The organism is Micromonospora pisi (genome assembly GCF_003633685.1).
GTDB lineage: Bacteria > Actinomycetota > Actinomycetes > Mycobacteriales > Micromonosporaceae > Micromonospora_G > Micromonospora_G pisi.
The window spans coordinates 4,563,702-4,590,533 of record NZ_RBKT01000001.1 but is presented as its reverse complement, the minus strand read 5'-3'; the positions used below and the strand labels follow the sequence as shown (position 1 = coordinate 4,590,533).

General features: G+C 70.4%; 22 protein-coding genes, 1 tRNA gene and 2 pseudogenes. 13 read left to right on the top strand and 12 right to left on the bottom strand.

Annotated elements, in window-relative coordinates:
* Nucleotides 1–306: 306 nt before the first annotated feature.
* Nucleotides 307–570 (top strand): annotated as a pseudogene (locus tag BDK92_RS19455) (DivIVA domain-containing protein); the annotation flags it as partial.
* The gene (locus tag BDK92_RS19450) at nucleotides 567–830 is read left to right on the top strand and encodes a hypothetical protein (protein ID WP_121157985.1); all 264 of its coding nucleotides are present in this window, start codon (nucleotides 567–569) and stop codon (nucleotides 828–830) included. The pseudogene BDK92_RS19455 and the gene BDK92_RS19450, both read left to right, overlap by 4 nt.
* Before the next feature lie 11 nt (nucleotides 831–841).
* On the opposite strand, the gene BDK92_RS19445 is transcribed toward BDK92_RS19450, so the two are convergent.
* Nucleotides 842–1,321, bottom strand: a complete 480-nt coding sequence (locus tag BDK92_RS19445) for a hypothetical protein (RefSeq protein ID WP_147457055.1) — start codon at nucleotides 1,319–1,321, stop codon at nucleotides 842–844.
* Nucleotide 1,322: 1 nt separating this feature from the next.
* Between BDK92_RS19445 and BDK92_RS19440 the strand changes: the two genes are divergently transcribed.
* Complete coding sequence (locus tag BDK92_RS19440) at nucleotides 1,323–2,681, top strand: hypothetical protein (RefSeq protein ID WP_147457054.1); 1,359 nt, start codon at nucleotides 1,323–1,325, stop codon at nucleotides 2,679–2,681.
* A gap of 36 nt (nucleotides 2,682–2,717) precedes the next feature.
* Here the strand turns inward: BDK92_RS19440 and BDK92_RS19435 are convergent, their stop codons facing one another.
* From BDK92_RS19435 to BDK92_RS19425, 3 genes are all read right to left on the bottom strand, one after another.
* A complete protein-coding gene (locus tag BDK92_RS19435; protein WP_121157982.1) occupies nucleotides 2,718–3,524 on the bottom strand; it encodes a GNAT family N-acetyltransferase in 807 nt (268 codons plus the stop codon).
* 45 nt (nucleotides 3,525–3,569) lie between these two features.
* Nucleotides 3,570–4,403 (bottom strand): GNAT family N-acetyltransferase, encoded by an 834-nt coding sequence (locus BDK92_RS19430; protein ID WP_121157981.1) that lies wholly within the window; start codon nucleotides 4,401–4,403, stop codon nucleotides 3,570–3,572.
* Nucleotides 4,404–4,576: 173 nt separating this feature from the next.
* A complete protein-coding gene (locus tag BDK92_RS19425) occupies nucleotides 4,577–5,647 on the bottom strand; it encodes a YeiH family protein (protein ID WP_121157980.1) in 1,071 nt (356 codons plus the stop codon).
* Nucleotides 5,648–5,723: 76 nt separating this feature from the next.
* Here BDK92_RS19425 and BDK92_RS19420 point away from each other — a divergent pair, with 76 nt between their 5' ends.
* The 3 genes from BDK92_RS19420 (at nucleotide 5,724) to BDK92_RS19410 (ending at nucleotide 8,323) form a co-directional block, all read left to right on the top strand.
* Nucleotides 5,724–6,659: a LysR substrate-binding domain-containing protein gene (locus BDK92_RS19420; RefSeq protein ID WP_121157979.1), complete on the top strand. Its 936-nt coding sequence runs from the start codon at nucleotides 5,724–5,726 to the stop codon at nucleotides 6,657–6,659.
* A gap of 112 nt (nucleotides 6,660–6,771) precedes the next feature.
* Nucleotides 6,772–7,305 carry a cysteine dioxygenase family protein gene (locus BDK92_RS19415; RefSeq protein ID WP_121157978.1) on the top strand — a complete coding sequence of 178 codons (534 nt, stop codon included), beginning with the start codon at nucleotides 6,772–6,774 and terminating at the stop codon, nucleotides 7,303–7,305.
* 73 nt (nucleotides 7,306–7,378) lie between these two features.
* Nucleotides 7,379–8,323 carry a LysR family transcriptional regulator gene (locus BDK92_RS19410; RefSeq protein ID WP_246017132.1) on the top strand — a complete coding sequence of 315 codons (945 nt, stop codon included), beginning with the start codon at nucleotides 7,379–7,381 and terminating at the stop codon, nucleotides 8,321–8,323.
* 16 nt (nucleotides 8,324–8,339) lie between these two features.
* On the opposite strand, the gene BDK92_RS19405 is transcribed toward BDK92_RS19410, so the two are convergent.
* The 6 genes and pseudogenes from BDK92_RS19405 to sp36 all read right to left on the bottom strand — a co-directional run bounded on the left by BDK92_RS19405 (nucleotide 8,340) and on the right by sp36 (nucleotide 16,145).
* Nucleotides 8,340–10,064: a serine/threonine-protein kinase gene (locus BDK92_RS19405; RefSeq protein WP_121162392.1), complete on the bottom strand. Its 1,725-nt coding sequence runs from the start codon at nucleotides 10,062–10,064 to the stop codon at nucleotides 8,340–8,342.
* Nucleotides 10,065–10,095: 31 nt separating this feature from the next.
* Nucleotides 10,096–10,563 (bottom strand): hypothetical protein, encoded by a 468-nt coding sequence (locus tag BDK92_RS19400; RefSeq protein ID WP_121157976.1) that lies wholly within the window; start codon nucleotides 10,561–10,563, stop codon nucleotides 10,096–10,098.
* A 215-nt stretch (nucleotides 10,564–10,778) separates the two neighbouring features.
* Nucleotides 10,779–14,432 (bottom strand): annotated as a pseudogene (locus BDK92_RS19395) (adenylate/guanylate cyclase domain-containing protein); the annotation flags it as partial.
* Nucleotides 14,429–15,355: an MBL fold metallo-hydrolase gene (locus BDK92_RS19390; protein ID WP_121157974.1), complete on the bottom strand. Its 927-nt coding sequence runs from the start codon at nucleotides 15,353–15,355 to the stop codon at nucleotides 14,429–14,431. The gene BDK92_RS19390 and the pseudogene BDK92_RS19395, both read right to left, overlap by 4 nt.
* Nucleotides 15,356–15,531: 176 nt before the next feature.
* Nucleotides 15,532–15,993: a RidA family protein gene (locus BDK92_RS19385; protein ID WP_121157973.1), complete on the bottom strand. Its 462-nt coding sequence runs from the start codon at nucleotides 15,991–15,993 to the stop codon at nucleotides 15,532–15,534.
* Nucleotides 15,990–16,145, bottom strand: coding sequence for a Sp36 family protein (gene sp36 / locus BDK92_RS19380; protein WP_121157972.1), 156 nt, complete (start codon nucleotides 16,143–16,145; stop codon nucleotides 15,990–15,992). The genes BDK92_RS19385 and sp36 overlap by 4 nt, the downstream gene beginning before the upstream one ends.
* Nucleotides 16,146–16,471: 326 nt before the next feature.
* On the opposite strand from sp36, the gene BDK92_RS19370 reads away from it, so the two are divergent.
* Genes BDK92_RS19370 through bagB form a run of 3 tightly spaced genes read left to right on the top strand, consistent with a single transcriptional unit; the run spans nucleotide 16,472 to nucleotide 19,798 of the window.
* Nucleotides 16,472–17,587 (top strand): Rv0361 family membrane protein, encoded by a 1,116-nt coding sequence (locus BDK92_RS19370; RefSeq protein ID WP_147457053.1) that lies wholly within the window; start codon nucleotides 16,472–16,474, stop codon nucleotides 17,585–17,587.
* Nucleotides 17,588–17,614: 27 nt separating this feature from the next.
* Nucleotides 17,615–18,592, top strand: a complete 978-nt coding sequence (gene bagA / locus BDK92_RS19365) for an ATPase BagA (protein WP_121157969.1) — start codon at nucleotides 17,615–17,617, stop codon at nucleotides 18,590–18,592.
* Nucleotides 18,593–18,646: 54 nt separating this feature from the next.
* Complete coding sequence (gene bagB, locus BDK92_RS19360) at nucleotides 18,647–19,798, top strand: ArsA family ATPase (RefSeq protein ID WP_121157968.1); 1,152 nt, start codon at nucleotides 18,647–18,649, stop codon at nucleotides 19,796–19,798.
* Here the strand turns inward: bagB and BDK92_RS19355 are convergent.
* Entirely contained in the window at nucleotides 19,785–20,081 is a 297-nt protein-coding gene (locus BDK92_RS19355; RefSeq protein WP_121157967.1) for a WhiB family transcriptional regulator, read from the bottom strand. The two genes, bagB and BDK92_RS19355, sit on opposite strands and share 14 nt — an antisense overlap.
* A 409-nt stretch (nucleotides 20,082–20,490) precedes the next feature.
* Here BDK92_RS19355 and BDK92_RS19350 point away from each other — a divergent pair, with 409 nt between their 5' ends.
* The gene (locus tag BDK92_RS19350; protein ID WP_121162391.1) at nucleotides 20,491–22,926 is read left to right on the top strand and encodes a penicillin-binding protein; all 2,436 of its coding nucleotides are present in this window, start codon (nucleotides 20,491–20,493) and stop codon (nucleotides 22,924–22,926) included.
* Nucleotides 22,927–23,061: 135 nt separating this feature from the next.
* Here BDK92_RS19350 and BDK92_RS19345 read toward each other — a convergent pair whose 3' ends face one another.
* Nucleotides 23,062–23,517, bottom strand: a complete 456-nt coding sequence (locus BDK92_RS19345) for a GatB/YqeY domain-containing protein (protein ID WP_121157966.1) — start codon at nucleotides 23,515–23,517, stop codon at nucleotides 23,062–23,064.
* Between the two features lie 25 nt (nucleotides 23,518–23,542).
* Between BDK92_RS19345 and BDK92_RS19340 the strand changes: the two genes are divergently transcribed.
* From BDK92_RS19340 to BDK92_RS19325, 3 genes are all read left to right on the top strand, one after another.
* On the top strand, nucleotides 23,543–24,436 hold the full coding sequence (locus BDK92_RS19340; RefSeq protein WP_121157965.1) for a metallophosphoesterase: 894 nt from the start codon (nucleotides 23,543–23,545) through the stop codon (nucleotides 24,434–24,436).
* A 108-nt stretch (nucleotides 24,437–24,544) separates the two neighbouring features.
* Nucleotides 24,545–24,618, top strand: a tRNA-Pro gene (locus BDK92_RS19335).
* A 766-nt stretch (nucleotides 24,619–25,384) separates the two neighbouring features.
* Nucleotides 25,385–26,644, top strand: coding sequence for a pentapeptide repeat-containing protein (locus BDK92_RS19325; protein ID WP_121157963.1), 1,260 nt, complete (start codon nucleotides 25,385–25,387; stop codon nucleotides 26,642–26,644).
* Nucleotides 26,645–26,832 lie beyond the last annotated feature (188 nt).

Genomic DNA, 26,832 nt, shown 5'->3' with positions numbered 1-26,832 from the left:
GCCGGTCTGCCCGCTTTGGCTGCCCGTCCCGGCCCTCTACCAGTGACTTTGTCGGCGTACGGCGGCCCGAGGGGCGTACGGCGACAGAGGCGGGGGGACGCGCCTGTCCGTGCTCAGTACGCGGGCAGGCCGTCCCCGGTCCCCTCGTACCCGAAAGGCAGGTCTGCCCGTGCGTACGTTCCTCCGTCGCCTCTTCGCGTCCCGCTCCCCGCACCACCGACCCCGTCCCGCTCCACCGCACCCCCGGCCCGCGACCCCCAACCGGCAGCGGCAACGGCCACAGCACCGTTCAGCGGGAACTCCCGCCCCGCCACCTACCGCAGCAGCGCCCAGCTTCCCCTGCGCCCGTGGCACGTACGCAACCAGCGCTTCCACCCCAACCGCCTCGGGCAGCGCGGGGTCGACCCGGACGAGGTGCAGGTGTTCCTGGACCGGGTCGCCGACGACCTGCACCGGGTCTACGCGGAGCTGGCAGCGAGCCGGGACGAGAACGTACGCATCAAGAACGCCCTGCGGCAGTGGCAGTCGCAGCAGGCCCCGCACCCCCGGGACCTGGCGAGGCAGCGGTGACCAGCAACCGTCAACGGTTCACCATCCACCTGCCGATCCAGGCACCGAACCCGCAGACGGCAGCCGTGATCGCCCGTACGATCGGGCACTCGCTCGCGGCGGCGTTCCGCGCGCTCGACACCCGCGACATCACGCTCAGCGCGCAGGACGAACCGGAGGTCGTACACCGGGTGTTCTGCGGTCGGAGGCTGACCAGCGGGCGGCGTTGCGTGCTGCGGACCGAACACACCGGCGAGTGCAACCACCGGACCGCCCGATGAACGGGCAGAACCTAATCGAGTGCCCGGACTGCGCCGGCACCACGTTCCTCCTGGTCGCCTGCCGCTGCACCCGACCCGGTAACGACGCCACCGCCGAAGACCCGCCCTGCCCGCTCTGCACGGGCATCGGTACGGTCGCCCAGCCCTGCCACGACTGCCACCAGCTCGGGGTACGCCGCGCGCAGCTCGTGCTCACCGTCGCCAACGTCGACACCGGGGCCGTCGCCTCCGCCAGTGTGGTCCCCGGCAGCGTCGAACCGGGCTACGACCCGGACGGCCACCCCGCCCTCGACCTCACCCCGCTCGTCCACGCTCTCGCCGCCGAGGTCAGCGCCGCCTCCGTGCACGACATCGTCAGCCCCGACCGGCCGTTCGAGGAGCTGACGGTCCTGCTCCCCGGTCACTGGCGCCCCGAACTGCCGCTGGCGCAACGACGCGCCCTCGAAGCCACCGCCCTGGCCCGCCGCTCCTGGGACCCGTGGCTCGTCCATCTTGGTCGTTGCACCCCGCCCCCCCGCGCCGCCCACCCTCCCGGAACGGCTCGCCACGTTGGTCACCCTCGCCGGGCAGCTCTGCCTGGACCTGGTGATCGAGGTCCGTCGCCAGCCGGGCGCCGCGTTGACCTGGGCGATCCGCTACGACGCCCCCGGCGCCCCTCCACCCGCCGAGCAACGCGGCCGGTTCGACAGCCTCGGCACCGCCCTCGACGCGGTGACCGTCGCCGGCGCCCTGCACGGGCTGCACCAGCGGGCCCTGCGCGCGCCCGCGTACCTCGTCATCCCGGACGGCCCACCGAGCCCACCCACCACCGACGACCTGGACGTGCAGCGGCTCGAAAAACGCATCCGCACCTACGATGAGCCGGCGGTCCGCGGCGCGCAGGCGATCTGGCGGGACGGTCGCTGGTGGCACACCAAACTGCGCCTGTCCGGCCCGTCGGGGTCAGACGCTGGCAGGTGCGTGCGGGACCGGGAGCCGCCGGAGCCGAGCTGGCAGGGGCCGAGCATTCCGTACGTCGACTGCCCCGACTGCGCCACCACCAGCAGCAACGGGCTCCCACCGCGCTGCCGCACCTGCCGGGGCGCTCGACGGTCGTACCTCGGCACCGTCGTCACCATCACCGATCTCGACGGTCAGGTCATGCACCTCAACTGGCTCGCCGACCCCGACCGGCCGTTGCGCCTGTCGCCGGTCGCCCTGCAACCCGACGGCACACCGGTGGTCGCCCTTCCCAGTCACTACCGGCTCGCGCACTGGGCGCACATTCTCGGCGTACGCCCCGAGCACCTGACCGAACTCGGCACCAGCGCTCCCGTCGACCCGGGCAGCCGCGACGGGCTCATCCCGCTCGCCGACGCCACCGACGACCCGCTCACCCTGCACCTGTCCCGGCTCAGCGCCGGCCGTCCCGCCGCCCGGCTGCTCGTACGCAGCCCCCTTCCCGACGCACCGACGCTCGCCGAGCTGATCCGGCTGGTCCACGGGTTGGGTCTCGCCCTGGCGGTCACCGTCGAAGTCGACCAGCGGCGTGACGGCTTCTCACTTCGCACTCGTGGCGAAGGGTGGCAGGTCGACGTGCTCCGGGTCGACCAGGCCGACCGTTTCGCACCACAGCGCCCGTACCACCCGAGCCTGGCCTCGGCGGTCGCCGCCTGTTACGCGTACCTCGAACTGGCTATCGCCTCGACCGTCCCCACCGACCCACGCCAACCGATCCCGGTGCCACAGTCCAGCGCCACGAGCATCGCACCCGACGATCCAGAAGGGATGATCCGCCAACTCGGCCGCCGCCACCCGGGGCAACCGGTGACCGCGATCCTCACCCCCACCGGCTGCCACGTCCACACCTGAGAGTCAGACGCCGAGCAAGGGTGCGGCCCCCACGGTCTACGCCTGCCAGATCCAGTCCTGGCGGTCGTACAACGGGGTGAGCCCCAGGCGGATCATGTTGTTCAGGGACGGGTTCGAGTCACCCGGCGCGGGCCGACTGGTTTCGGCTACCAGCCAGCGGCATCCGGCCGCCGCGGCGGCCTGTGCCCGCACCGTGATCAGGGCCGAATGCGCGCCCCGCCCACGGTGACTTTCCAGGGTGGCGTCGGAGTTCAGTGAGGCGGCCTCGCCGTGGACAAAGAGGTTCGCGCCCGCCACCATCTCGTCGCCGTCCCAGGCGGCGTACGGGTGGAAGTCAGGCTGTCCCGCCGAGGCGGTGGCCGCCTTGGCAAAGGGCTCCGGCATTCCGAACACGTCGCTGGTCAGCGACGCCCACTGCCCGGCCTGCGCCGGCGTGATCGGCGCGACCCGCAGATCCGTCGTACCCGGCTGGATGGCGTCGACCTCACCGGCGAGCTTCACGGTCGAGCGACCGGCGGTGAGCCCGTGTACGGCGCAGATCTCGTCCCAGTTCGACGGCAGGGCCTCCGGGGCGATCTGGATCCGGAGCGCGGTGCTGCCGTACTCGCGGTGCCAGTCGATGACCTCGCCGATCAGCTGCCCGGTGACCGGCTCGGTGAGACCGAGCCCGAGCGTCTTGTGCAGGTTGCCGTCCCGATAGGCGAGGGACGCGCCCCCGCCGACGCGACGCACGGCGAAGCCGTACCTCTCCCGGTCGGTCGCGGGCAGCAACGCGACGATCGCCGCGTTCGCCTCCAGCTCGACAAACTCGGCGAGTGCTGTCGTGATCTTCTCTGCTGACATGGAACACCCCGTAGATGCGACTGATGCGATCACCGGCCGGCCGACTCAGGCGGCGACGGTGCCTTTCGGCTTCCAGATCCAGCTCTGCCGCGGGTACAGCAGGGTGAATCCGGAGCGGAGCATGTTGTTGTACGACGGGTTCGACTCGCCCTCCCCGGGCTTGCCGGTCTCGGTGACCAGCCAGCGGCAGCCGGCTTCGGCGGCGGCCTGCGCTCGGGCCGTGAGAATCGCCGACTGGATCCCACGGTTGCGGTGACTTTCCTTCGTGGCGCCGGTGTTGAGCGACGCGACCTCGCCGTGGATGAAGAGGCTGCCTCCGGCGACCATCTCGTCCCCGTCCCAGGCGGCGAAAGGGCGGAAGTCGGACCGGCGGGCGGAGCCCGAGACCATCGAGTCGAAGTGTTCAGGCATGCCGAAGATGACGCTGAGCAGGGTCGCCCACTTGTCGATGTCCTGCGGTTCGACCAGGCCGACCCGTAGGTCGGTCGTACTCGGCTTGAAGTCCTCGACCGCGCAGGCGAATTTCATCATGTGGCCGCCCGGCGTGAGCCCGTACGCGTCGCGGATGTCGTCCCAGTCCGGGGGAAGGAGTTCCGGTGCGATCTGGAGCTGGGCCGACGGACTGCCGTGCTCCCGGTGGAAGTCGAGAACCTCGCCGATCAGCTTCTTCGTCACCGGTTCGGCGAAGCCGATACCCAGCGTCTTGTTCCAGCCACCGCCGGTCGGGTCGTTCCGCATCACCAGCGAGAAGCCGCCGCCGATGTCGGCGGTGCTGATGCCGAGGGCCACCTTGCCGCGCTCGGAAGCCATCGTCGCGTACTGGCGGTTGACTTCGGCTTCGGTGAGTTCGGCGAGCCGGGTGAGGTCACTTGGCGACACGGGGCATCCCTATAAATATTAGCTAAATTGCACGGAACAGACTGGTGCGCCGCAATAGAACCTGTTGTTCCTTGTTATGGGTAGGCCCGGCGGGGAAGTGTGAGCTGAATCGCCGGACAAACTGGGCGGGCCAGCCACAACGCCTACGCACCGTCAGGAGCGCATCCCACCGGTTAGGAACCGGCCCCGACCAGCAGCAGTCCGCCGAGCGACGCGGTGGCCAGGACCAGGGTGCCGGCGGCGCCGGTGGCGAGCGCGCGACCACTGCTCCGGGTCACCGTACGGAGATCGACCGAGGTGCCGACAGCGAACATCGCCGCGGCGAGCAGCAGTCCGGCGATCGTCGAGACCGTGGTGACCAGCCCGTGCGGCATGACCCCGGTGGAGCGCAACGCCATCGCGGCCAGGAATCCGACGACGAACCAGGGCAGCACCGGCGGACGGGAGCGGTGCCCGTCAGCCGCCGGGTCCGAGGCGCGACGGCGGCCGGCCGCGACGAGGGCGACCAGCGGGGCGAGCAGGGCCACCCGGCAGAGCTTCACCACGACTGCGGTGGCCAACGCCGCCGCTCCGATCGCACCGCCGACCGCGACGACCTGACCGACCTCGTGGATGCTCGCCCCGGCCCAGAGGCCGATCAGGGTGTGGTCGAGGCCGAAGAGCAGGCCCAGGCCGGGAATGAGCAGCATGCAGAGGGTGCCGAGGACGGTGACCACGCCGATCGCGGTGACCACGTCCTCCTCCTCACCGTCGGCGACCTCGTTCATGCCGATGACGGCGGAGGCACCACAGATGGAGACACCGGTCGCGACCAGCAGTGCGGTCGCCGGGCGCAGGCCGAGTCGCCGTCCGACCCAGCGGGTGACCAGCCACGCCGCCGCCACGCTGACCACGACCACCGCGATCGGACCGATGCCGAGGTCGAGGATGTCGGCGGCGACGAGTTGCAGGCCGAGCAGCACGATGCCGGCCCGGAGCAGTCCCTTGGCGGCGAAGGTCAGTCCGGGGCGCATCCACTCCCGGTAGCCACCGAGGCTGCGTACGCCGACGCCGAGCAGGATCGCCACGATCATCGGACTGACCGGGCTGGCGAGTTGGTTGACGCCGTACCCGATCAGCGCGACGGCTGCGGCGACGGCGAGCCCCGGCAGGGTGGCGGTGGATCCGGGCCGGGTCGGGACTGGTGCCCGCTCGATGACCCGCGCCTGTGCCGCTACCGCCACCCCGCCACCCCCTCGTTCCACTACTGCACTCCCAGGTTGCGCCCCTGGTCAGGGAGTCAGTAGCCCTCGATCACGGTCGACCCCATAGCCTGTGGCTATGAGCGACCTCCCGGATCTCGAATCCCTCCGGCTGCTGGTCGACGTCGCCGAGCTGGGCAGCATCGGCCAGGCGGCACGGGCGGCCGGCATCGCCCAGCCGTCGGCGACCAAGCGGCTGGCCGCCCTCGAACGCTGGGCCGGGGTGCCGCTGCTGCTCCGCACCCACCGGGGATCGCCCCTCACCGACGACGGCCGGGTGGTGGTCGGTTGGGCCATCCGGCTGCTCGGGGCGGCCGACGAGTTCCGCCACAGCCTCGTCGCCCTCCGCGAGGCACGGGCCGCCCAGTTGCGGGTCGCCGCGAGCATGACCGTCGCCGAGGCGCTGCTGCCCCGGTGGCTGCACCACCTGCGGATGACGTACCCGGACATCCGGGTCGGCCTAACCGTGATCAACTCGACCGAGGTGGCCCGGCTGGTCCTCGCCGACGAGGGGATCGACGTCGGTTTCGTCGAGGGACCGACGGTGCCGGAAGGGCTCGACACCCTGGTCGTCGGGCACGACCAGTTGATCGTGGTGGTGGCACCGGGGCACCGGTGGGCGCGGCGCCGCCAGCCGTTGGAGCCGACCGAGCTGGCCGGGACCCGGCTGGTGGTCCGCGAGGTCGGATCCGGCACCCGGGAAACCCTCGAACGGGCCCTCGCCGATCTCGACCCGCTCCCCCCGGAGCTGGCCCTCGGCTCCAACGCCGCAGTCAAGGGCGCGGCCATGGCCGGCACCGCCCCGGCGGTACTCAGCCGCTACGCGGTGGAGATGGAACTCGCCGCGAAACTGCTGGTCGCGATCCCGGTACGCGGGCTGACGCTGAGCCGTACGCTGCGCGCCGTCTGGCCGCGCGGACGGCGCCTCACCGGCTCCGCCACCGCACTGCTCCAGGCGATCGCCCGGTCCGGCCGGACGGAGCGGGCCGAGTCGGACCGGCCCGACGAACCATAAGCCGTGCTTTGAGCCGGCCAAGAAATCGCAATTGGTCCTGGGAGAGCCCGATCCGCAGACTGGCCTCAGGGCCCGAGTCGTCGAACCTCGGCCCCGAGGGGGTACGGGAAAGATGTCCACGAACCAGCTCGACGACCTGGTCCGGAGCGTCCGGATCGCGGCCAACCAGGTCTGTCCGCCCGAGGAGACCGCGCAACTGGTCAGCGCCGCCCTCCGGGCCAACCTGCCCACCCGGGAGATCCTCACCCCGGAGCAGTTGGCCGGCGACCCGGACAGCTACGTCCAGCACGTGCTGCACGTCGAACCGGACGGCCTCTTCTCCGTCGTCGCCCTGGTCTGGCGGCCGGGGCAGGCCACCCCCATCCACGACCACCTCTGCTGGTGCGTCGTCGGCGTGGTCGACGGCGTCGAGTCCGAGGTCCGGTACGAGGTCACCGAACGCGACGGCGACGTGTTCCTCACCCAGGCGGAGGTGACCGAGAACCTCACCGGCAGCGTCTGCGGCATCGCCCCGCCCGGCGACATCCACGAGGTACGCAACGCCGGCACCGACACCGCCGTCTCGATCCACATCTACGGCGCGGACATCTCCCGGGTCGGCACCAGCATCCGCCGCCGCTACCAACTCCCCGTCCTGGTCGGCTGAGCGGGCCTCGGCCGGCTAGGCGAGCCTCATCACACCCCCGGGCAGACCCATAAGCAGCGGTTATGCTTCCCGCGTGATCGACCTGCGCCAGCTTGTGATGTTCCGTCAGGTGGTGGAGAGCGGCTCGTTCTCCGCGGCGGCCCGCTCGATGCACTGCACCCAGCCGGCGGTCAGCCAACAGATCAAGGCACTGGAGCGGACCGTCGGCGGACCGCTCTTCGCCCGGGTCGGACGTACCCTGCGGCTCACCGAGGCGGGCACCACCCTGGCCCGGCACGCCGCCGACATCCTCGACAACATGGCCGTCGCCCAACAGCAGGTACGGGCGGTCGCCACCCTCGAAACCGGCACCGTACGGGTCTGCGCCTTCCCCAGCGCCAACGCGACCCTGGTGCCGTACGCCGCCGCCGCGCTCAAGGAGCGGTACCCGCAGGTACGGCTGGAGCTGCTGGAGGCCGAGCCGCCCGAGTCGTACCAGGTGCTCCGCCGGGCCGAGTGTGACGTGGTGGTCGCCTTCACGTACGAGTCGGAGCTGCCCCGCGCGGCGGAGACCGGGCCAGCCGAGGCGGGCATGCTGGAGGTGCCGCTGCTGGTCGACTCGCTGGTGCTGCTGGTGCCGAACGGTCACCCACTGGCCGGACGGCGCTCGGTCCAGCTCGCCGACCTGGCCGGGGAGACCTGGATCGCCGGCTGTCCCAAGTGCCGGAGCAGTTTTGTCGACGCCTGTACGGGCAGCGGCTTCAACCCCACCATCGCCTGCGCCACCGACGACAACCTGGCGTTGCAGGGCCTGGTCGCGGCGGGACTCGGTGTCGCCCTGCTGCCGAGTCTGGTGCTCGCCTTCCTCCAGCACCCGGACGTGGTCCCGGTACGGGTCGAGCCGGTGCTGCGCCGGACCGTGTCCGCGTACACCTGGCCGGACCTGGCCCGGACCAGTGCCATCACGGCGATGCTGGAGGCGCTGCGCTCCGCCGCCGACTCGATCGGTCCGACGGCTTTCCCGACGACCTCCGCCTGAGGGGACCTCGGTCGGCTCAGCGGCCGAGGGTGGGGCCGGTCAACGCGTTGGTGCCCTTGCCTGCGAGGCACCGGAACACCCGCTCGCCCGGGGCCAGCTCGTCGCCGTTGGGCGGCAGCACCTGAAGCTGCCAGTCGCCGGCGCTGAGCAACTGCGTGGTGAGCCGGAAGGTGTTCGCGTTGCAGATGCCCTGCACCGTCGAGTCCTTCCAGATCGCCTGGTGGTTCGCGGCGTCGACCTCGGCCGGCAGGTCACCGGCGGCGTACGCCTCCCAGCTGTGCCGGCCGGCGCAGGAGACCCGGCTCGCCCCGGCGTGCGTGCCCTGGATCTGCATCGGGCCGAAGCACTCCAGCTCGTCGGTGCAGCGCCCACCGTTGGGCAGCGGCACCAGCCGGCAGCCCGGCAGGGCCCCGCCGGACGGTCGCTTCGCGCCACCGGAGAGGGTCGGCGGCACCGGGGAGTCGGTGACGGTGGCGCTGGCTCCGGGCAGCGCGGTCCGGTCGACGCGGGCGGCGTACCAGGATCCGGTGGCGGTCGCGAGCATCAGGGCGAGTACGCCGAGCCCGCCGAAGAACCAGCGCAGACGGCGTCGCCGGGGGTTGGTCCGTACGGTCGGGTGGTTGTCGTCGTAGCGCGCGCTGACCGGCGGACGGGGTCCGGGCGGGGTGGGGTAGCCGCCGCTCGGGGCGGTGGTGGAGGCGCCCAGCCCGCCCGGGGCGGTGGCGTCCGACTGGTTGCGATGGTCCGGTCCGGTCTGGCCGGGAATTGCGCCGTTGATGCCACTGGTCGGGCCGGTGGCGGGCGAAACCGGGTACGGCGAGTTGGGGAACGACGAACCCGGGAACGGGGGGCTGGAGATCGGTGAACCGGTGTAGGGGGTGCCGGAGACCGGGGCACCGGAGATCGGCGCGACCGGGCCGATCGGCAGTGCGGCGAGCAGGTCGCGTAGCTGCGCCGCGGTGGGCCGGGCTTCGGGGTCGTTGGCCATGCCGTAGCGGAGCACCTCGACCAGTTCCGGTGGCACACCGGGCAGCTCGGGGATCGGCTCGCTGAACAGTTCCATCAGCGTGACCAGGCTCGGGTTGCGGTCGGTGCGCCAGCGTGGCGGCTGGCCGTGCATCACCGCGTAGAGGGTGGCCGAGAGGGCGTAGACGTCGACCGCCGGTGAGGGCGGGCTGTGCCGGAACATCTCCGGTGGCGCGTACGCCGGGGTCAGCACCTCCAGGGTGACCTGGGTGTCGCGGACCTCGGCGAGGACGGCGAGCCCGAAGTCGGCGAGCACGGCCGGGTTGAAGTGCGAGTGCAGGATGTTCGCCGGCTTGACGTCGCGGTGCAGCACGCCCATGGCGTGTGAGTGGGCGAGCGCGTCGGCGATCTTCACGCCGAGGTCGCGGGCCTCGACCGGCCCGAGCGGGGAGTTGCGCATGCGTTCCGCGTACGAGCCGTCGCAGAGCTCCATGATCAGGTAGGGGTGCTGGTCCTCGGTGACCCCGGCGTCGAAGAGGTCGACCACGTGCGGGTGGGAGGACATCCGGCCGGCGGCACGCGCCTCGCGAAGGAATCTCCGCTGGTCGCGCTCGCTGCCGAGGGTACGGTTCTCGACCTTGACCGCGACCTCACGCCCGACCGACCCCTGGGTGGCGCGGTAGACGGTGGCGTAGCCACCTCGGGCAAACACATGCAAATCCGTCAGACCGGGCACCACGGGCTTCGGTAGCGCGCCTGGCGGGTTGTCCGTCACAACAACGAAAATACCGAAGAGGTCGGACGGCTCAGCGGCCCGCATCGGTCGGCGACCGGACAGCACCGGTCGCCGGCGAGGTCGGAGTCACCTTCACCCGGCGAGCATCGAGCCACAGCCCCACGCCCGTGGCCACCGCACCCAGCCCTTCCCAGAGGGCGACGCCGAAGAATTTCCCGGGCGCGGAGCCGGTCAGCACCAGAGTGGAGAACACGCTGAAGGTGACCAACCGGAAAATAACCGTGAACCGGAAGAAGGCTCGCCATTCAGTGTGCGCGGCGACCAGGTAGTAGACCCCCATGTTCACCGCCGCCATCGACGACGCGGCAATGTAGGTACGGGTGTAGTCCCCGCTCGCCCGGTCCCCCGCCGCGATCACCTCGAAACCCAGCAGACGCAGCAACGTCTCCGGACGGATCAGCCCGACCAGACCCAGCACCAGGGCGAGCAGGCCGAAGACGGCAATCGTCCAGCCGGCAGCGGAACGCGGCAGCCTCATCCGTCTCCTCCAGACACACCCCGTGGTCGCGGCCACCCACCGCGACTGCCCGGCCAACGAAAGGCTCGCCCCGCAACCGCAGGCGTCCGCTGTGGACCGTGGAAGATCTACGCTAGCGGGTGCGCGGATGAGCCGGACTCGGCCAGACCGGCAGACTCCGCCAGACCGGCCGCCGCCGCGAGCGCGGCCACGTCGATCGGAGCCGGCAGGTACGGCGCCAGCCTCGCGCAGAGCGCGTCCGCAGCGGCCCGCTCACTCACCTGCTGGGTCGAGTACGCCAACCGCACCGCCTCCGCCGCAGCCGCACCCGCCTCGGCGTACTCGCCGACGGCGGCCAGGGTCTCGGCCAACGTCCCCGCCGCGAGCACCGCACTGCGTACGTCCTCGGCCGGGGCGGTCGACGCCCGCCGGGCCCAGTCCAGCGCCTGCACCGGCTGCCCCTCGGCGAGCAGCGCGGACGCGTACCGGGCCAGGGTCTGCTGCCGGGAGAAGAGCAACGACGGGGTGCTCGCGGTGGTCGCCAACGGCGCCAGCAACCCCACCGCCGTACTCGGGTCACCGGCGGTCAGCCGGGCGGTGGCGAGCAGCACCCGGGGACCGACCTGCACCGGCGCCAACGGGTTGTGCGGCTCGACCGCGGCGAGCACCGCCCGCGCGTCCCGCTCGGCGGCCTCCACGTCACCCCGCTGCAACGCCACGAACCCGCGCAACGTGCCCGCCAGCCCGGTCAGCAACGGATGCGCGGTCCGCTCGCCGTACGCCAGGGCATCGGTGAGCAGGTCGAGCGCGTGCTCCGGCTCATCCAGCCCGCGCGCCACCACACCACGTACGACCAGGGCGAATCCCCTGCCCCAGTCGTCCGAGACTGCGGCGAAGTCCCGGTACGCCCGGCGGGCCTCCCGGTCGGACTCGGTCAACTCACCCAACTCGGCCGCCGCGAACGCCTCGACCGCGCGCAACGTACCCACCGCCCACGCCTCGCCGACCCGCTCCCCGAACGGCAGGAAGACCCGGGCCAGCCGGCGGGCCTCGGCGAGCCGTCCGGCGAGCAGCCGGGCGAACGCGGTCGTGCCGCGCAGCCACGCCTGACCGACCGGGTCGTGAGTCTCGGCGAAGAGCCGCGCCGCCCGACCGAGCACCGCGTCGGTGCCGGCAAAGTCGCCCCTGGTGGTGGTCACCCAGGCCAGGTTCTGCAACGACCACGCCTGCCCGCGCCGGTCGTCGGCGGCCAGGTTGACCTGGTACGCCCCGGCGAACCGGCTGCTCGCCTGACTCAACCGTCCACCGAAGAAGTCCGCCATGCCGAGCCGGCGCATCGCCGAGGCCCGGGGTGCCGGCAGGTCGGCGGCGGTCGCCACCTGCAACGCCTCCTGCCACGACGCCACCGCCCGCTGGTGATCGCCGATCGCCTGGTACGCCTGCCCGGCGACGAGCAACGCACCCGCCCGCCGGACCGCGTCGTCCCCGGCATTGGCGCCGATCTTCTCGGCGAAACAGAGCGCGTCGGCCGGACGGCCGATCTGCAACAGGGCCCGGGCGTGCACCAACTGGTCCGGGCCGGGCACCTCGTCGCCGCCGAGCACGGCGGCCCGTTCGGCGTACTCGACCGCGAGCGTCGGCTCCCCGGCGGCGATCGCCTTGCGGGCGGATCGGGTCAGCGCCGCCACACCCAGCGGCGCCACCGTACGGGCGACGGAGTCGGTCCGGAGGCCGACCGCGTCGGCGAGCGCGCTCGCCCGTTCGACGTGCTCGGCGACAAACGCGTCCCGTAGCTCGTCCGGCAGGCCGGACCGGTCCGCGCCGACCGTCGTCGTACGGTCGTCGACGGTTGTCCCGTCACCGGCCCCGGCCGGGGCTTCGACGCGGGCCGCCCACCGGGCCAGCGCCGCGTGCCGTTCGGCGAGGTCGGCCTTGCCCAGACCGGCGTACGCGGCCTCCCGCATCAGCGGAGTGGCGAAGGTGTAGCCGTCCCGGGTGCGGTGCAGCATCCGTCGCTGCAACAGCTCTTCGATCGCCCGGTCCAGCTCGACGGTGTCCACTGTGGCGGCTCCACCGTCCCGACCGGTCCGGCGCTCACGCAGCGCCTCCAGCGCACCCGCCGGCACGGTGTCGCCGACGACCGCTGCATCACGCAGCACCGAACGGGCGTCGACCGGAAGCGCGTCGATCCGGGCGGCGAGGACAGCGGCCAGGTCACGGGAGAGCAGACGGCTGCCGAGCGATCCGGGCACCAGTTGCCAGGCGGCGCCGGCACCGGTGACGGCGGTGCCGCCGACCGGGCCGGCCTCCCCGTCCCGTACGGCGGTCAGGGCGCCACGCTCGATCAGCAGGGTGACAAGTTCGGCGAGATAGAACGGGTTGCCCTGGGCGGTGGCGAGCAGCCGGTCCGCGTCCGCCTGCGGCAACCGACCACCACCGAGATAGACGGTCAGCAGCCGGGCCGCGTCGGCGCCCCGCAACGGTGGCAGCGGGAACACCTCGGCGTCCGCCACCCCGGTCAACGCGCCGGCCGTACGGACCAGTTCGGGGCGGCCGAGCAGCAGCACCAGCACCGGTCCGGTCAACCGGGACAGCATGCCGCCGAGCGCCTCCACCGTCTCCGGGGTGGCGTCGTGCAGGTCGTCGACGATGACCACCATCGGGGTCTCCGCGGCCAACGTACTGAGCAGGTCGGCGACGGCCGCCGGCACCGCGTTGGCGTCCGGTACCGGACCAGTGGGCGCCCATTCCGCCCCGACCGGGACACCGGGGGCCGGTGCCAGGTCGCCGTAGCCGAGCAGGGCGAGCAGCAGTTCGGACGCGATCGGCGGCTGGTCCACCCGGTAGCGGGCGAGTCGTTGGCCGAGCCGGCGCAGCCGCTCCTCGACGACCGGTCGGGTCACCGCCGCACTGCCCCCACTGGGCAGACCGACGGCCGCCCGGACCAGGTCGGCCAGGGGCGCGAGCCGGCGCCGTTCACCGAAGGCCGCGCAGCGTACGGAGAGCACCCGCGCCCCGGTGTGCGCGGCGAACCGGCCGGTGCCGACGTCGTACCCGGCGGCGAGCCGTTCGACCTCGGCGCCGAAGCGCGACTTGCCCACCCCGGCCTCGGCGGTCATCAGCAGCACCCGGGGATCGTTCTGGTCGATCACCTCGGCGAGCCGTCCGGCGATCCGCCCGATCTCGGCTTCCCGGCCGACGAAGGGCGCCTCGTCCCCGAGTCCGGAGCGGGTGCCGGGGGCGTCCAGGAGCCCGAGCAGCTCGTACGCCTCGACCGGCTGACGCTTGCCCTTGAGTCGCAACGGCCGCAGCTGCCGCCACGAGGAGACGTGCCGGGTGACCGCGGCGGTGCCGGCGCCGGCGTAGACCGCGCCGATCGCGGAGGCGTCGGCGAGCCGGGCGGCGGTGTTCACGGTGTCGCCGATGACGGTGTACTCGATCGCGGCCTGGATGCCGGCGACCACGTCGCCGGTGTTCAGCCCGACCCGGAGGCCGAGCGGGGCACCGCCGCCGCGCTCGTCGTCGAGGACCCGGCGGACCGCCTTCTGCATGGAGAGCGCGGCCCGGACCGCCCGCTCGGCGTCGTCCTCGTGCGCGACGGGGGCGCCGAACACGGCCATGATGCCGTCGCCGGTGAGCTTGTCGACGTGTCCGCCGAAGGTCTTGACCGCGCCCGCGAGGGCGGCGAGGACCCGGTCGGTGACCGCGCCGACCCGTTCCGGGTCGAGGTCCTCCGACCAGGAGGTGAAATCGGACAGATCGCCGAAGAGGACGGTAACCACCCGGCGTTCGGCCGCCGGCAGGGTCGCGGCAGCCGGCAGCGCGGCGCCACAGTTGTGGCAGAACCGCGCGCCGGGCACGGCGACGGTTCCACACACCGGGCAGGTCACGGGAGGTCCAACCCGCTGACCCCCGGCCCCGATTCCCGTTCTTGCCCGCTGAATCCGACTTCCTGCCCCGCCCCGGCCGGGTCGCCGTCGCGTTCCCGCCGGTCAAGGTCGCGTTCCCGCCGGTCGAGGTAGTCGAGCTGGGCCCGGACCGACCATTCGGCCGCCCACCAGAGCGAGCGGTCCACGTCGGCGTAGACCACGGCGACCACCTCCGATGCGGTGGTCGCACCGGCGGCGACCGCCTGCCGTACCTGGTCGAGGCGGGCCCGGCGGTGGGCCAGGTAGAACCGGGCGGCGGCGGCACAGTCGGCCAGTGCCGGGCCGTGGCCGGGCAGCGCCGGCAACCCGTCGTACGAGGTGAGCAGTTCCAGGCTGTCGAGGTACTGCCCCAGGTCGCCGTCGGGGTGGGCGACCACGGTGGTGCCGCGACCGAGGATGGTGTCCCCGGTGAAGACGGCGGCCTGCGCCTCCCCGTCCAACGAGGTTGTCGGCTCGACCAGGAAGCAGACCGAGTCACGGGTGTGTCCGGGGGTGTCCAACGCGTCGAATCCCAGCCCGTACGCGTCGAAACTCTCGGTCGGGTCGAGCGGGACGGTTCCGACGCAGTGGGTCGGATCAGCCGCGAAAACGCGTACTCCGCCGAGCAGGTCGGAAAGGCGACGGGCGCCCTCGACGTGGTCGGCGTGCCCGTGGGTGATCAGGATGAAGCCGATCGGGCCGTGGGAGGCGATCCGGGCGAGGTGCTCCTCGTCGGCCGGACCGGGGTCGATGACGACGCCCGTATCCTGCCCGGGCGCCCGCAGCAGCCAGGTGTTGGTGCCGTCCAGGGTCATCGGTCCCGGATTGGGTGCCCGGAGCAGGGTCACCCAGCTCGGTAGCTGGTCGACCAGCGCCGCGGCCGGCGCGCTCACGTGCCCAGTCATGGCTGGAATCGTACGGCCAGCAGACGACGTCGCCGAGTCGAGTCGGCGGTGCACCCCGCCCTGGCGGCGCGAACCCGCACCTGGGGTGCCGAACGTACCCGGATGAGGGGTTGGTCCGGGCAGCCCAGGTGCGCTGGTCGCGCCACCAGGTAGGTCGGTGGTCGGCCGGTGAGCCGTCAGGCGACCTCGACGATGACCTCGACCTCGACCGGGGCGTCCAACGGCAGTTCGGCCACGCCGACGGCGCTGCGCGCGTGCCGGCCGGCCTCACCGAAGACCGCGCCGAAGAGGTTCGAGGCGCCGTTGATGACACCCGGCTGGCCGGTGAAGCCTTCCGCCGAGGCGACGAAGCCGGTCACCTTGACGATCTTGACGACGTTCTCCAGGCCGACCAGCGAGTCGATGGCCGCGAGCGCGTTCAGGGCGCACTGCTCGGCCAGGTCCTTCGCCTGCTCGGCGGAGACGCCGTTGCCCACCTTGCCGGTGGCGAGCAGCTTCCCGTCGACCATGGGCAACTGGCCGGAGACGTACACCTGGCGACCGGACTGCACCGCCGGGACGTACGAGGCGAGCGGCGGGACCACCTCGGGCAGGCTCAGCCCCAACTCGGCGAGCTTGGCGTGTGGACCGTTGCTCATGCCTTGGGCCGCTTCAGGTAGGCGACGAGCTGCTCCGGATTCGGGCCCGGCACCACGCCCACCAGCTCCCAACCGTCCTCGCCCCAGTTGTCGAGAATCTGCTTGGTCGCGTGCGTGAGCAGCGGCACCGTGGCGTACTCCCACTTCTGCATCGCTGGCTGGTCCCCTCGTTCGTGACTGCTGCGCCGGACGGCGTACGGACGTGCCGGACAGCCTACGGGCATCGGCCCTCGGGTCCCGGTGCCGGCCACCCCCGCATGCTCCAACGGACGCCCAGCGACAACGGCAACGCCGGAATCGAGATCACGCTGGTGGCGGTACGCCACAACCCTCGGTTGGTGCAGGACAGCTACCCTCAGCCGCGAGCGGGCACGTATGCTCTCTCGCCAAGCCTGATCACTGCGCCAGCTCGCGCGGCCCGCCGGTGCACCGAAGGGCTGCCGCAGGACCGGCGTACCGAGGCCCTACGGGGGAGACCATGACCCAACCGCCCAACGGCGGCCCTGCCGAACCGCCGGGTGGTCAGCCGCCCCGCGACGAGGAGCCCACGCAGGCAACTCCGACCACACCGGACGCCGACGCTTCCGCGCCAGCCGCCGGAGCTTCCGCACCGGATGCCGGGCCTGCCGCGCCGGGCACGCCGACGGAGCCCGCGACGACGGAGCCCGCGACGACCGGGGCACCCGAGCCGGTGACACCGACGCCACCAGCGGCCGAGGCACCGACCGAAGCGGTCCCGACAACGCCCGTGGCGGCGCCGACCACCCCCGCCGATCCGACGGGTCCGGGCGTCGTGCCCTCCGGTGGAGCGCCGGAAGCCGAGGCCCCGCCGACGCAGGCCATCCCGACCCAGCCGATTCCCGTACAGCCGGTTCCGACCCAGCCGGTTCCGACCCAGCCGGTTCCGCCGCAGAACTGGCCCGGTCAGCCGGTGTCGGGGACGCCGTACCCGGGACAGCCCGTGTCGGGCACCCCGTACCCGGGACAGCCCGGTCAGCCGGTGCCCGGCGCGCCGTACGCCGGGCCCCAACCCGGTCAGCCGGTGCCCGGCGCGCCGTACCCGGGGCAGCCGGTGCCGGGGTCGGCGGAGTTCGGGCAGCCCGGTTACCCGTTGCCGCCGGGATACCCACCGCCGGCGCAGACACCGCCGAAGAAGAGGCGCGGCCTGCTCATCGCCTCGATCGTGCTCGCCGCCGCGCTGGTGCTCTGCGGTGGCGGCGGCACCGCGGCGTTCCTGCTGCTGCGCAACACCGAGGTCGGCCAGGGAGCGCCCAACCCCGCGGGCGCGGTCGACAGCTTCCTGAAGGCGGTCTACGTCGACAAGGACGCGGAGAAGGCCGCCGCCCTGGTCTGCTCCCAGGCGGGCAACAAGGCAGACATCGCCGACAAGGTGGAAGAGGTGGAAAAGCTCTCGACCACCTACAAAGCCCCACGATTCAAGTGGCAGAAGCCGAAGGTCGAAAACCAGACCGAGGCGCAGGCAACGGTCTCGGTCCAGCTCACCATGACCACCGGTGACGAGAAGACCGTCGACCAGCAGTTGAAGTTCACCGTGATCCAGAAGACCGGATGGCGGGTCTGCGAGGTCAGCTAGCCGGTACGGCTGGTTACGCTCGTATACGTGCGAGCAGGTGACGACGCGTCGGAGGGTCAGCCCGGTACGGGCTGGCCCGCCCGTCTGCACGTGGTGACCGGCAAGGGCGGAACCGGGAAGACGAGCGTCGCCGCCGCGCTGGCGCTCGCCCTGGCCGCCGACGGGCGGCGCACCCTGCTGGTGGAGGTCGAGGGCCGGCAGGGCATCGGCCAGCTCTTCGGCACCGGCCCGCTGCCGTACGAGGAGCGACGGATCGTCGCGCTTCCCGGTGGCGGAGAGGTACGCGCACTCGCCGTGGATCCCGAGGAGGCCCTCCTCGAGTACCTGGACATGTTCTACAAGCTCGGCGCCGCCGGCCGGGCACTGCGCAAGCTCGGCGCGATCGACTTCGCCACCACCATCGCACCGGGACTGCGGGACGTGCTGCTCACCGGCAAGGTGAAGGAGGCGACCACCCGGACGGCGGAGAAGCGCCGGGTGTACGACTCGGTCGTGCTGGACGCCCCACCGACCGGCCGGATCGGCCGGTTCCTCAACGTCACCGCCGAGGCCGCCCGGCTGGCCAAGGTCGGGCCGATCAAGACCCAGAGCGAGGGTGTGGCGGCCCTGTTGCGCTCACCGATCACCTCGGTGCACGTGGTGACGCTGCTGGAGGAGATGCCGGTCCAGGAGACGGTCGACGCGATCGCCGAGCTGAACAAGCTGCGCATCCCGGTCGGTCGGGTGATCGTCAACAGCGCCCGGCCACCGCTGCTGGCGGCGAAGGTCAGCCAGGCGGAGTTGCGTCGCGGGCTGGCCGCCGCCGGGTTGGCCGCCGACCGGGCCACCGTCGCCGCTCTCCACACCGAGGCCCGTGACCAGCTCACCCGACGTGAACTGGAGGAGTCGCTCCGCTCGGACCTGGTTGAGCTGGGGCTGCCGATAACGGTGTTACCGCTGTTGCCCGAAGGGGTCGACCGGTCCGGCCTGGATCGGCTGGCAGCAGTGCTGGCCAGCGCCGATTGACTCACACCTGAGCGCTGCCCTGGGCAGCGGGAGCCCCAATCCCGATACGCTCGGATGGTGCCTTCCGATCAACCAGCGCCGCAGCTGGATGTCGACCAGATCCTCGCCGATTCCGGTGTGAGGATCGTGGTCTGCTGTGGCTCAGGTGGCGTGGGAAAGACCACCACCGCCGCGGCGCTCGCGCTACGCGCGGCCGAGATACACGGACGGCGTACGGTCGTGCTCACCATCGACCCGGCCCGCCGGCTCGCCCAGTCACTCGGCCTGACCGAGCTGGACAACACGCCACGGCAGGTCAAGGGGATCGACGTGGAGGCCAGTGGCGGCGAGCTGCACGCCATGATGCTGGACATGAAGCGGACCTTCGACGACGTGGTGCTCGCGCACAGCGACCCGGCGAAGGCTGCCGAGATTTTCGCCAACCCCTTCTACCAGGCCATGAGTTCGACCTTCGCCGGTACGCAGGAGTACATGGCGATGGAGAAGCTGGGGCAGTTGCACGCCCGGGGCGAGTGGGACCTGATCGTGGTCGACACGCCACCGTCCCGGTCGGCCCTGGATTTCCTGGACGCGCCGGCCCGGCTCTCCCGTTTCCTCGACGGGCGGATGCTGCGGCTGCTGCTGGCTCCGGCCCGGTCCGGCGGACGGAGCATGTTCAGCCTGGTCACGGCGTCGTTCGGGATGTTCTCCCGGGTGGTGCAGAAGGTGCTCGGCGCCCAGTTGCTCACTGACCTGTCCGGATTCGTCGCGGCACTCGACTCGATGTTCGGCGGTTTCCGGCAGCGGGCGGAGCAGACGTACCGCATCCTCCAGGCGCAGGAGACGGCGTTTCTGCTGGTCGCGGCACCGGAGCCGGACGCGGTACGGGAGGCGGCGTACTTCGCCGGACGGCTCGGCGAGGACCGGATGCCGCTCGCCGGGCTGGTGCTCAACCGGGTGCACCGGACCAACGCGGCCGATCTCTCAGCCGAGCAGAGCCTGGCCGCCGCGGAGCGGCTGGCGGAGCTGGGTGGTCACGAGAGCACGGTGGAGACGCTGCGGGTGCACGCCGCGTTGGCTCAGCAGGCGGCCCGGGAGCAGCGGGTGGCGGCTGTCTTCACGGACGCGTACCCGATGGTGCCGACGGTGGCGGTCACGGCGCAGCCCGCCGACGTACATGACGTCGACGGGCTGCGAACGATAGGCGCCGCTATCAGCCGGCCGTGACCAGAGACTTGTCCTTGTTCTTCAAGGCGGCCTCGAACATCTTGCGCCAGCTGGCCACCTGCGGGTGCCGACGGAGCAGCGCCCGCCGTTCCCGCTCGGTCATGCCACCCCAGACGCCGAACTCGATTCGGTTGTCGAGCGCGTCGGCCAGGCACTCGTAGCGCACCGGGCAACTTCGGCAGATCCGCTTCGCCACGTTCTGTTCGGCACCCTGTACGAACAGCGCGTCAGGGTCACCGTTCTGACATGCCGCCAAAGTGGGCCAGTCTGTGATCATGCCCATCTGTTCACGTCCCCCCTTGCTTTTCCCGCTACCGACTCGTGCCGATCAGCCGGCCACTAACCCCCCGGCCATCCGTCGCGCCTGCCCCCAGGCGGCACGGACGACGTGCGATTTCCCTCGCCGGACCATCATGCTCTGTAGTCGACTGATTACGCAACGTTGTCGGCCAAATTCATTAATCCGGACACTCCGGGCTCTTTGCCCGGCCGTCCGCGCTGTCTACCCAGTTGCGATGTGCGAAAACGCTGCGGAGATCCGTCCGATGTAGGAGACTCGGCAGCACGGTGCCCGCAACCGCACGCCTGGGTCCGTGCGTTTAGCACAACGAGACCAGCGCCCGCAGGAAATGGGGAAACTACGCGGAGCGCGACCTCGCTGCTGACTCACGTACCCTGACGAGGTGACCCGGATGCGGAAACGCGACCACAATGTCTTTGCCAATGGCGCATCGCTGCTGATCTGTGGCCTACTGGCCGGAGTGGTGGTCGCCGCGGCGGCCTTCCCCGCGGTGGCGATGTCCGGCCTGGCCGCCAAAGCCGGTGCCGAGACCTTCGACAAGCTGCCGACCGAACTGACGGTCAAGATGGCGCCGCAGATCAGCTACCTCTATGCCTCTGACGGCAAGACAGTGCTGGCGACGATGTACGACGAGAACCGGCGGGACGTCCCGATCGCCGACATCGCCCCGGTGATGCAGCAGGCGATCATCGCCGCCGAGGACCACGACTTCTACAAGCACAACGGCGTCGACATGAAGGGCATCGCCCGCGCCTTCGCCGCCAACCAGAGCTCGCAGGAGACCCAACAGGGCGCCTCCACCCTCACCATGCAGTACGTGCGGCAGGCGATCGCCTACTCGGCGACCCACCCGCAGGACGTGGTGGCGGCGACCGAGGACACCACTGCCCGGAAACTCCGCGAAATGCGGTACGCGATCCAGATTGACAGCGAACTCTCCAAAGAGGAGATCCTCGAGCGCTACCTCAACATCGCCCCCTTCGGCCGTGGCGCGTACGGGATCTTCGCGGCGAGCCAGGTCTACTTCAACAAGCACCCGAAGGACCTGAAGATCGAGGAAGCGGCGATGCTCGCCGGCATGGTCAAGGCTCCGTCGGAAAACGACCCGACCACGACCGACGGTTTCGACCGGGCGCTGAAGCGGCGCGACTACGTGATCGACAACATGCGCGACATCGGCGCCATCACGCCGGAGCAGGCGACCGCCGCGAAGGCCGCCGAGATGGTCATCACCGGCCACCGGGCGCCGAACGGCTGTGTCGCCACCAGCAAGAACCACTGGGGCTTCTTCTGCGACTTCTTCTACCGCTGGTGGATGGACCAGGAGACCTTCGGCGCCACCACGTACGACCGGGAGCGGCGGCTGAAGTCGGGTGGCTACAGCATCGTCACCACGCTCGACGTCACCGCGCAGGACGCGGCGAAGAAGGCCGTCGAGAAGTACATGAAGACCGGTAACCCGGAAGCGTTGATGGTGGCCGGCGTCGAACCGGGCACCGGCCGGGTACGCGCCCTCGCGGTGAACCGGAACTTCAAGCTCGACGACCCGAACAAGCCGCTGAACGGGTTCTCCACCAACAAGAAGGCACCGAAGGGCACCCGGGGCACCTACCCGAACACCACCAACCCGCTGATCACCGGCGGTGGCGACATCACCGGTTACCAGGCCGGCTCGACCTTCAAGATCTTCCCGCTGGTGGCCGCACTGGAGAAGGGCTACCCGCTGGCGTACTCCATCAACGCGCCGGACATGTACCACTCCAAGTACCCGGTCAAGTTCAACGGGGACGGGGCCTGCCCGGGCACCGACGACTACTGCCCGCGCAACGCCAGCAAGAGCATGACCGGTACGCACAACATGTGGAGCGCCTTCGGCGCGTCGGTCAACACCTACTTCGTGCCGTTGCAGGAGCGGGTCGGCGCGCTCAACTCGATCAACGTGGCCAAGCGACTCGGCATCCAGTTCCGGTCGGCCGAGGACGCGAGGATGACCACCGCTGAAGGCGGCGCGGACCAGTGGGGCGCATTCACCCTCGGCGTCTCGGCGACCACACCGCTCGACGTGGCCAACGCGTACGCGACCCTCGCGGCGGACGGCAAGTACTGCGAGCCGATCCCGGTGCAGGAGATCCGCGACCAGTCCGGCAAGACCCTCGACGTGGCGAGCCCCCGGTGCGAGCAGCGGTTCAAGACGGAGGTCGCCCGCGCGGCGATCGACGCCGCCCGTTGCCCGGTCGGCGACAACTCCTCGACCTCGCAGTGCAAGGGGCGCACCACCCAGGCCGTACGCGGCATCGTCGACAAGCCGGTCGCCGGTAAGAGCGGCACCACCGACTCGGACCGGACGGCCGCCCTGGTGGTCACCACCAAGCAGCTCGCCGTCGCCGGCATCCTGGCCGACCCGGACTGGCCCGAGACCACCGAGAAGATGCGCCACGACAAGGTCGACCCGGCGGTCTGGGAGACGCTGCGGGATGCCATGAAGGGCAAACCCACCCAGCAGTTCACCCCGCCGAACAGCAAGATCGTCCAGGGCGACCAGCGCTCGATTCCGAACGTGGAGTGCCAGCCCGTCGACACGGCCCGGAGCCGGGTCAGGGGCGCCGGCTTCGAGGTCGAGGTCTCGACCAAGCAGGTCGACTCGAAGTGCCCGGCGGGCACTGCCGCCGGCACCAACCCGAGCGGGCGCACCATCAAGGGCGGCTCGGTGACGATCGAGATCAGCAACGGCAAGGGGTCGAACTCCCCCTCGCCTGGCAACAACGCCCCGGGGCAGCCCGGTGACGGTCCCCGAGGACCCAACCCGGGACGCCCGCCGGGCGAGTAACCAGAGGCGGTAAGCGAGACAGCGATGGGCGGGCACCCGAGTGGGTGCCCGCCCATCGTCGTATCAGGGGCAGGGTGAGCCGGATGAGATCGTCGGGCTGGCCGGCTGAGGCGGAGGCGGAGGCGGAGGCGACGTTCAGACGCCGAGCTGGCGCCGTACCTCGGCGGCCACCCTGCCCCCCTCGGCCCGGCCGGCCACCGCGGCCTGGCTGGCCTTCATCGCCGGGCCCAACTGGGCCTTGCCCTCGAAGCCGCCACCGGCGAGCGCGCCCCGCACCAGCTCGGCCAACTCCTCGTCGCTGAGCTGCTTCGGCAGGTAGCGGTCGAGCACCTCGCCCTCGGCCCGCTCCTTCTCCGCCTGCTCGACCCGACCCGCGTCCGCGAAGGCGGTCGCCGCCTCCCGGCGCTTCTTCGCCTCCTTGGTCAGGACCGAGAGCACCTCGTCGTCGGAGAGCTCCCGCTTGGCCTTGCCGGCTACCTCGGCGTTGCCGATCGCGGCCAACGCCATCCGGAGGGTCGAGGTGGTCAGCTCGTCGCGCGCCTTGAGGGCGTTGCGCATGTCAGCGGTCAGGAGGTCCTTCAGCGTGCTCATGACTCGTCAAACTACCCTGGGCGCCATGCAGAAGCGCACCGTATTCCGACTGGCCGCCGGCACCGTCGCGGCCGGGGCAGCCACTTTCGCGTACGCCTCGCTCGTCGAGCGGAACCTGTTCACCCTCCGCCGCTTCGACGTACCGGTGCTCGCCACCGACGCGGAACCGCTGCGCATCCTGCACCTCTCCGACCTGCACATGACACCGGACCAGCGACGTAAGCAGCGCTGGGTGGCCTCGCTCGCGGCCACCGACCCGGACCTGGTGGTGGTCACCGGCGACAACCTCGCACACCCGGGGGGCGTACCGGGGGTGCTGCGGGCACTTCAGCCGCTGCTGGACGTACCGGGGGCATTCGTCTTCGGCTCGAACGACTACAGGGGTCCGGTCTGGAAGAACCCGTTGAGTTACGTGCTGCCGGAGCGGGAGTACGTCCAGGGCGTCGACCTGCCGACCGAGGACCTGCGTGAGGTGCTGGTCGGTGCCGGTTGGGCCGACCTGAACAACGCCCGTACGACGATCAAGGCCGGCGGCCGTACGGTCGAGCTGGTCGGGGTGGACGACCCGCACGTGGAGCGGGACGACTACGGGTCGGTCGCCGGCCCCACTTCGGAGCAGGCCGACCTCTCGATCGGGCTCACCCACTCGCCGGAGCCGCCGCTGCTGGACGAGATGGCCGCCGACGGTTTCCAGTTGCTGCTCGCCGGACACACCCACGGCGGCCAGGTCTGCGTACCGTTCTACGGCGCGCTGACCACCAACTGCGACCTGCCGCTCTCGATGGCCAAGGGCCTGCACCGGTGGCCGAACTCGGACGCCTGGCTGCACGTCTCGGCCGGGGTCGGCACCCACCCGACGGCGCCGATCCGGTTCGCCTGCCGGCCCGAGGCGTCGCTGCTGACCCTGATTCCACGCTGAGCGTTCGGGCCTGTTTGCCCCCGTGCAACACGCTGGGCTGCCGAGGAGCACGCGCCGGGATACCGAATTTGACCACCGGGGCTGGTGGGCTAGTATTTGTCAGCAGCTCGGGGTGTAGCGCAGCTTGGTAGCGCGCTTCGTTCGGGACGAAGAGGTCGTCGGTTCGAATCCGGCCACCCCGACAGAGTTGGTGCAGGTCAGGGCCGGTCTCCTTCACGGGAGACCGGCCCTGACTCGTCTCCTAGGGGCGCCGTGGGAGAAATCCGGGAGACGATCTTGAAATTCCTGGGTCCAGTAGCTCTTCCTCTCCCCGATGGCCAAGCCCGCGACAAGCGACCCAGGAGCGCGACCCAGGAGCGACCCAGGAGCGACCCAGGAGCGACCCAGGAGCGACCCAGGAGCGACCCAGGAGCGACCCAGGAGCGACCCAGGAGCGACCCAGGAGCGACCCAGGAGCGACCCAGGAGCGACCCAGGAGCGACCCAGGAGCGACCCAGGAGCGACCCAGGAGCGACCCAGGAGCGACCCAGGAGCGACCCAGGAGCGACCCAGGAGCGACCCAGGAGCGACCCAGGAGCGACCCAGGAGCGACCCAGGAGCGACCCAGGAGCGACCCAGGAGCGACCCTTGTTAGCCACTGTCACACCCCTCTCACTCACCGGCCATCGCATCCCACGCCGCTGGGGTGACGCGGACAGCGGGAGACAGGGCATGCCCACCAGAACCATCGGTGGTTAATTTGGACGGGCAGTCGACCGGCGTCTCACCGGAGTTGCAGGGCAACCACCAACGCGAAGGGCAGATGTCGGCCAAGTCGGCGAGGTGACCGAGGCGCCGCGTCCGCAGGTGATTGCGGTAGGCCATCCGCCGGCCATCGAACCGGCAGGCCCAGCAGTCGAGCGCAACCAGGCAATTACAGAAGTTGCGCTGCTACAAGACAATCTAGGGATGCCCGAACGCCCCTGGTGGCGCAAACGACTCAAACCCGTCACCGCCCTACGCGCCCGCTGGTCCAACCACAAGAGGGAGAAAACCAAAAAACCCGAGAAAGCTCCTAAGCCCCGCACTTACCGACCGATCCATCTTGCAACCCTGATTTCGCTCTTAATCGTCGCCTGTATTCTCACTGGCGCGGCAGCTTCGCTCATGTGGGAGGCCGCGAAGGTCCCAACGAACGTGCCCAGCTCGCCAGAGCTTGCCGTCCGCGAAGCACAGCTCCGCCTAGACGTTATCCGAAATATCCTTGCCATAGGAGCCGGAACGGGCGGGCTTGTTGCTCTTTTTCTTGCACTACGTCGACAGTACGTTAAAGAACGCGTAGACCACGCGGATCAAGAGTACAAAAACCGAACAGCAGAAGACGCAAAGCATGACGCCGCAGAGAGGCGGATCACCGACCTATACGTCAAGGCGGCAGAACAGCTAGGCTCAGAAAAGGCGACAGTACGTTTGGCCGCCCTATACTCACTGGAAAGACTTGCTCAGGATAATCCGAGCCATCGCGAAACGGTGATGAGCCTCATATGTTCGTACCTCCGAATGCCAATCGGCGAACCCAGCGGCGTGCAAGCATTGATCTCCAGTAACCCTGCATTCATTGACTACACCAAAGACTCTGTGATCCTAGAGGATCTAGAGGTCAGGAAAGCTGCCCAAGACCTAATCGTGAAGCACCTGTGGTGCTTCTTCTTGCCCGACGGAAGAGCAGCCCATGACGGGAAGTACTGGGGGGATATCGACCTGAACCTGAGAGGAGCAACGCTGATCGACTGGGATATCTCCAGCTGTAAGGCTGGGAGAATCAACATCGAGGGTGCCCACTTCATCGGCGACGCCGACTTCTCCGGGTCATTCATAAGTGCAGTCTCGGCAACCGGCGCTGTCTTTTTGGGCAACATCGATTTCACAAATGTCACGGTCGACGGGCTCGCCAACTTTAGGCTGGCCCGCTTTGATGGTGACGCAGATTTCTCGAAGACGCCATTCTCAAAGTTGGGCGTTTTCATGCACGCGAGGTTTCATAGATGCGCGATCTTCGCTGGCGCCGAGGAGAATAAGCTCATAATCTCTGAGGCACTCGCCAACCTAAACCCCACAAAACCACACGAATGGCCTCAAGGATATCGGCTGGTGGCGACACAGAAACCTGGTTTCGGCGTGATACAAACGACAGAGCAGGCAATGAAAGGTGAGGCTCTGGAAACCTAACAACCCTGCACATTGGGTATTCGCTGACGGACATGCTAGCAACAGAAGATCCGCGACAATTCGCACGGATGCGCTCTCGCCTCCACGGCGCCAAGCAGTCGAACTTTGAATCCGGAGCAATCGTCGATACGAATCCGACACTCTACCCTCTTGCACAGACTCGGGCCGGGCTCCTAATGGGAGATCGG

Excerpts from the sequence above, each read along its gene's own strand:
- BDK92_RS19370 (WP_147457053.1), top strand. The coding sequence starts at position 16,472 with ATGACCCAACCGCCCAACGGCGGCCCTGCCGAACCGCCGGGTGGTCAG.
- BDK92_RS19445 (WP_147457055.1), bottom strand. The coding sequence starts at position 1,321 with ATGGACGAGCCACGGGTCCCAGGAGCGGCGGGCCAGGGCGGTGGCTTC.
- sp36 (WP_121157972.1), bottom strand. The coding sequence starts at position 16,145 with ATGCAGAAGTGGGAGTACGCCACGGTGCCGCTGCTCACGCACGCGACC.
- BDK92_RS19435 (WP_121157982.1), bottom strand. The coding sequence starts at position 3,524 with ATGTCAGCAGAGAAGATCACGACAGCACTCGCCGAGTTTGTCGAGCTG.
- BDK92_RS19350 (WP_121162391.1), top strand. The coding sequence starts at position 20,491 with ATGCGGAAACGCGACCACAATGTCTTTGCCAATGGCGCATCGCTGCTG.
- BDK92_RS19325 (WP_121157963.1), top strand. The coding sequence starts at position 25,385 with ATGCCCGAACGCCCCTGGTGGCGCAAACGACTCAAACCCGTCACCGCC.
- BDK92_RS19340 (WP_121157965.1), top strand. The coding sequence starts at position 23,543 with ATGCAGAAGCGCACCGTATTCCGACTGGCCGCCGGCACCGTCGCGGCC.
- BDK92_RS19400 (WP_121157976.1), bottom strand. The coding sequence starts at position 10,563 with ATGAGGCTGCCGCGTTCCGCTGCCGGCTGGACGATTGCCGTCTTCGGC.
- BDK92_RS19420 (WP_121157979.1), top strand. The coding sequence starts at position 5,724 with ATGAGCGACCTCCCGGATCTCGAATCCCTCCGGCTGCTGGTCGACGTC.
- bagB (WP_121157968.1), top strand. The coding sequence starts at position 18,647 with ATGGTGCCTTCCGATCAACCAGCGCCGCAGCTGGATGTCGACCAGATC.
- BDK92_RS19415 (WP_121157978.1), top strand. The coding sequence starts at position 6,772 with ATGTCCACGAACCAGCTCGACGACCTGGTCCGGAGCGTCCGGATCGCG.
- BDK92_RS19355 (WP_121157967.1), bottom strand. The coding sequence starts at position 20,081 with ATGGGCATGATCACAGACTGGCCCACTTTGGCGGCATGTCAGAACGGT.
- BDK92_RS19345 (WP_121157966.1), bottom strand. The coding sequence starts at position 23,517 with ATGAGCACGCTGAAGGACCTCCTGACCGCTGACATGCGCAACGCCCTC.
- BDK92_RS19385 (WP_121157973.1), bottom strand. The coding sequence starts at position 15,993 with ATGAGCAACGGTCCACACGCCAAGCTCGCCGAGTTGGGGCTGAGCCTG.
- BDK92_RS19390 (WP_121157974.1), bottom strand. The coding sequence starts at position 15,355 with ATGACTGGGCACGTGAGCGCGCCGGCCGCGGCGCTGGTCGACCAGCTA.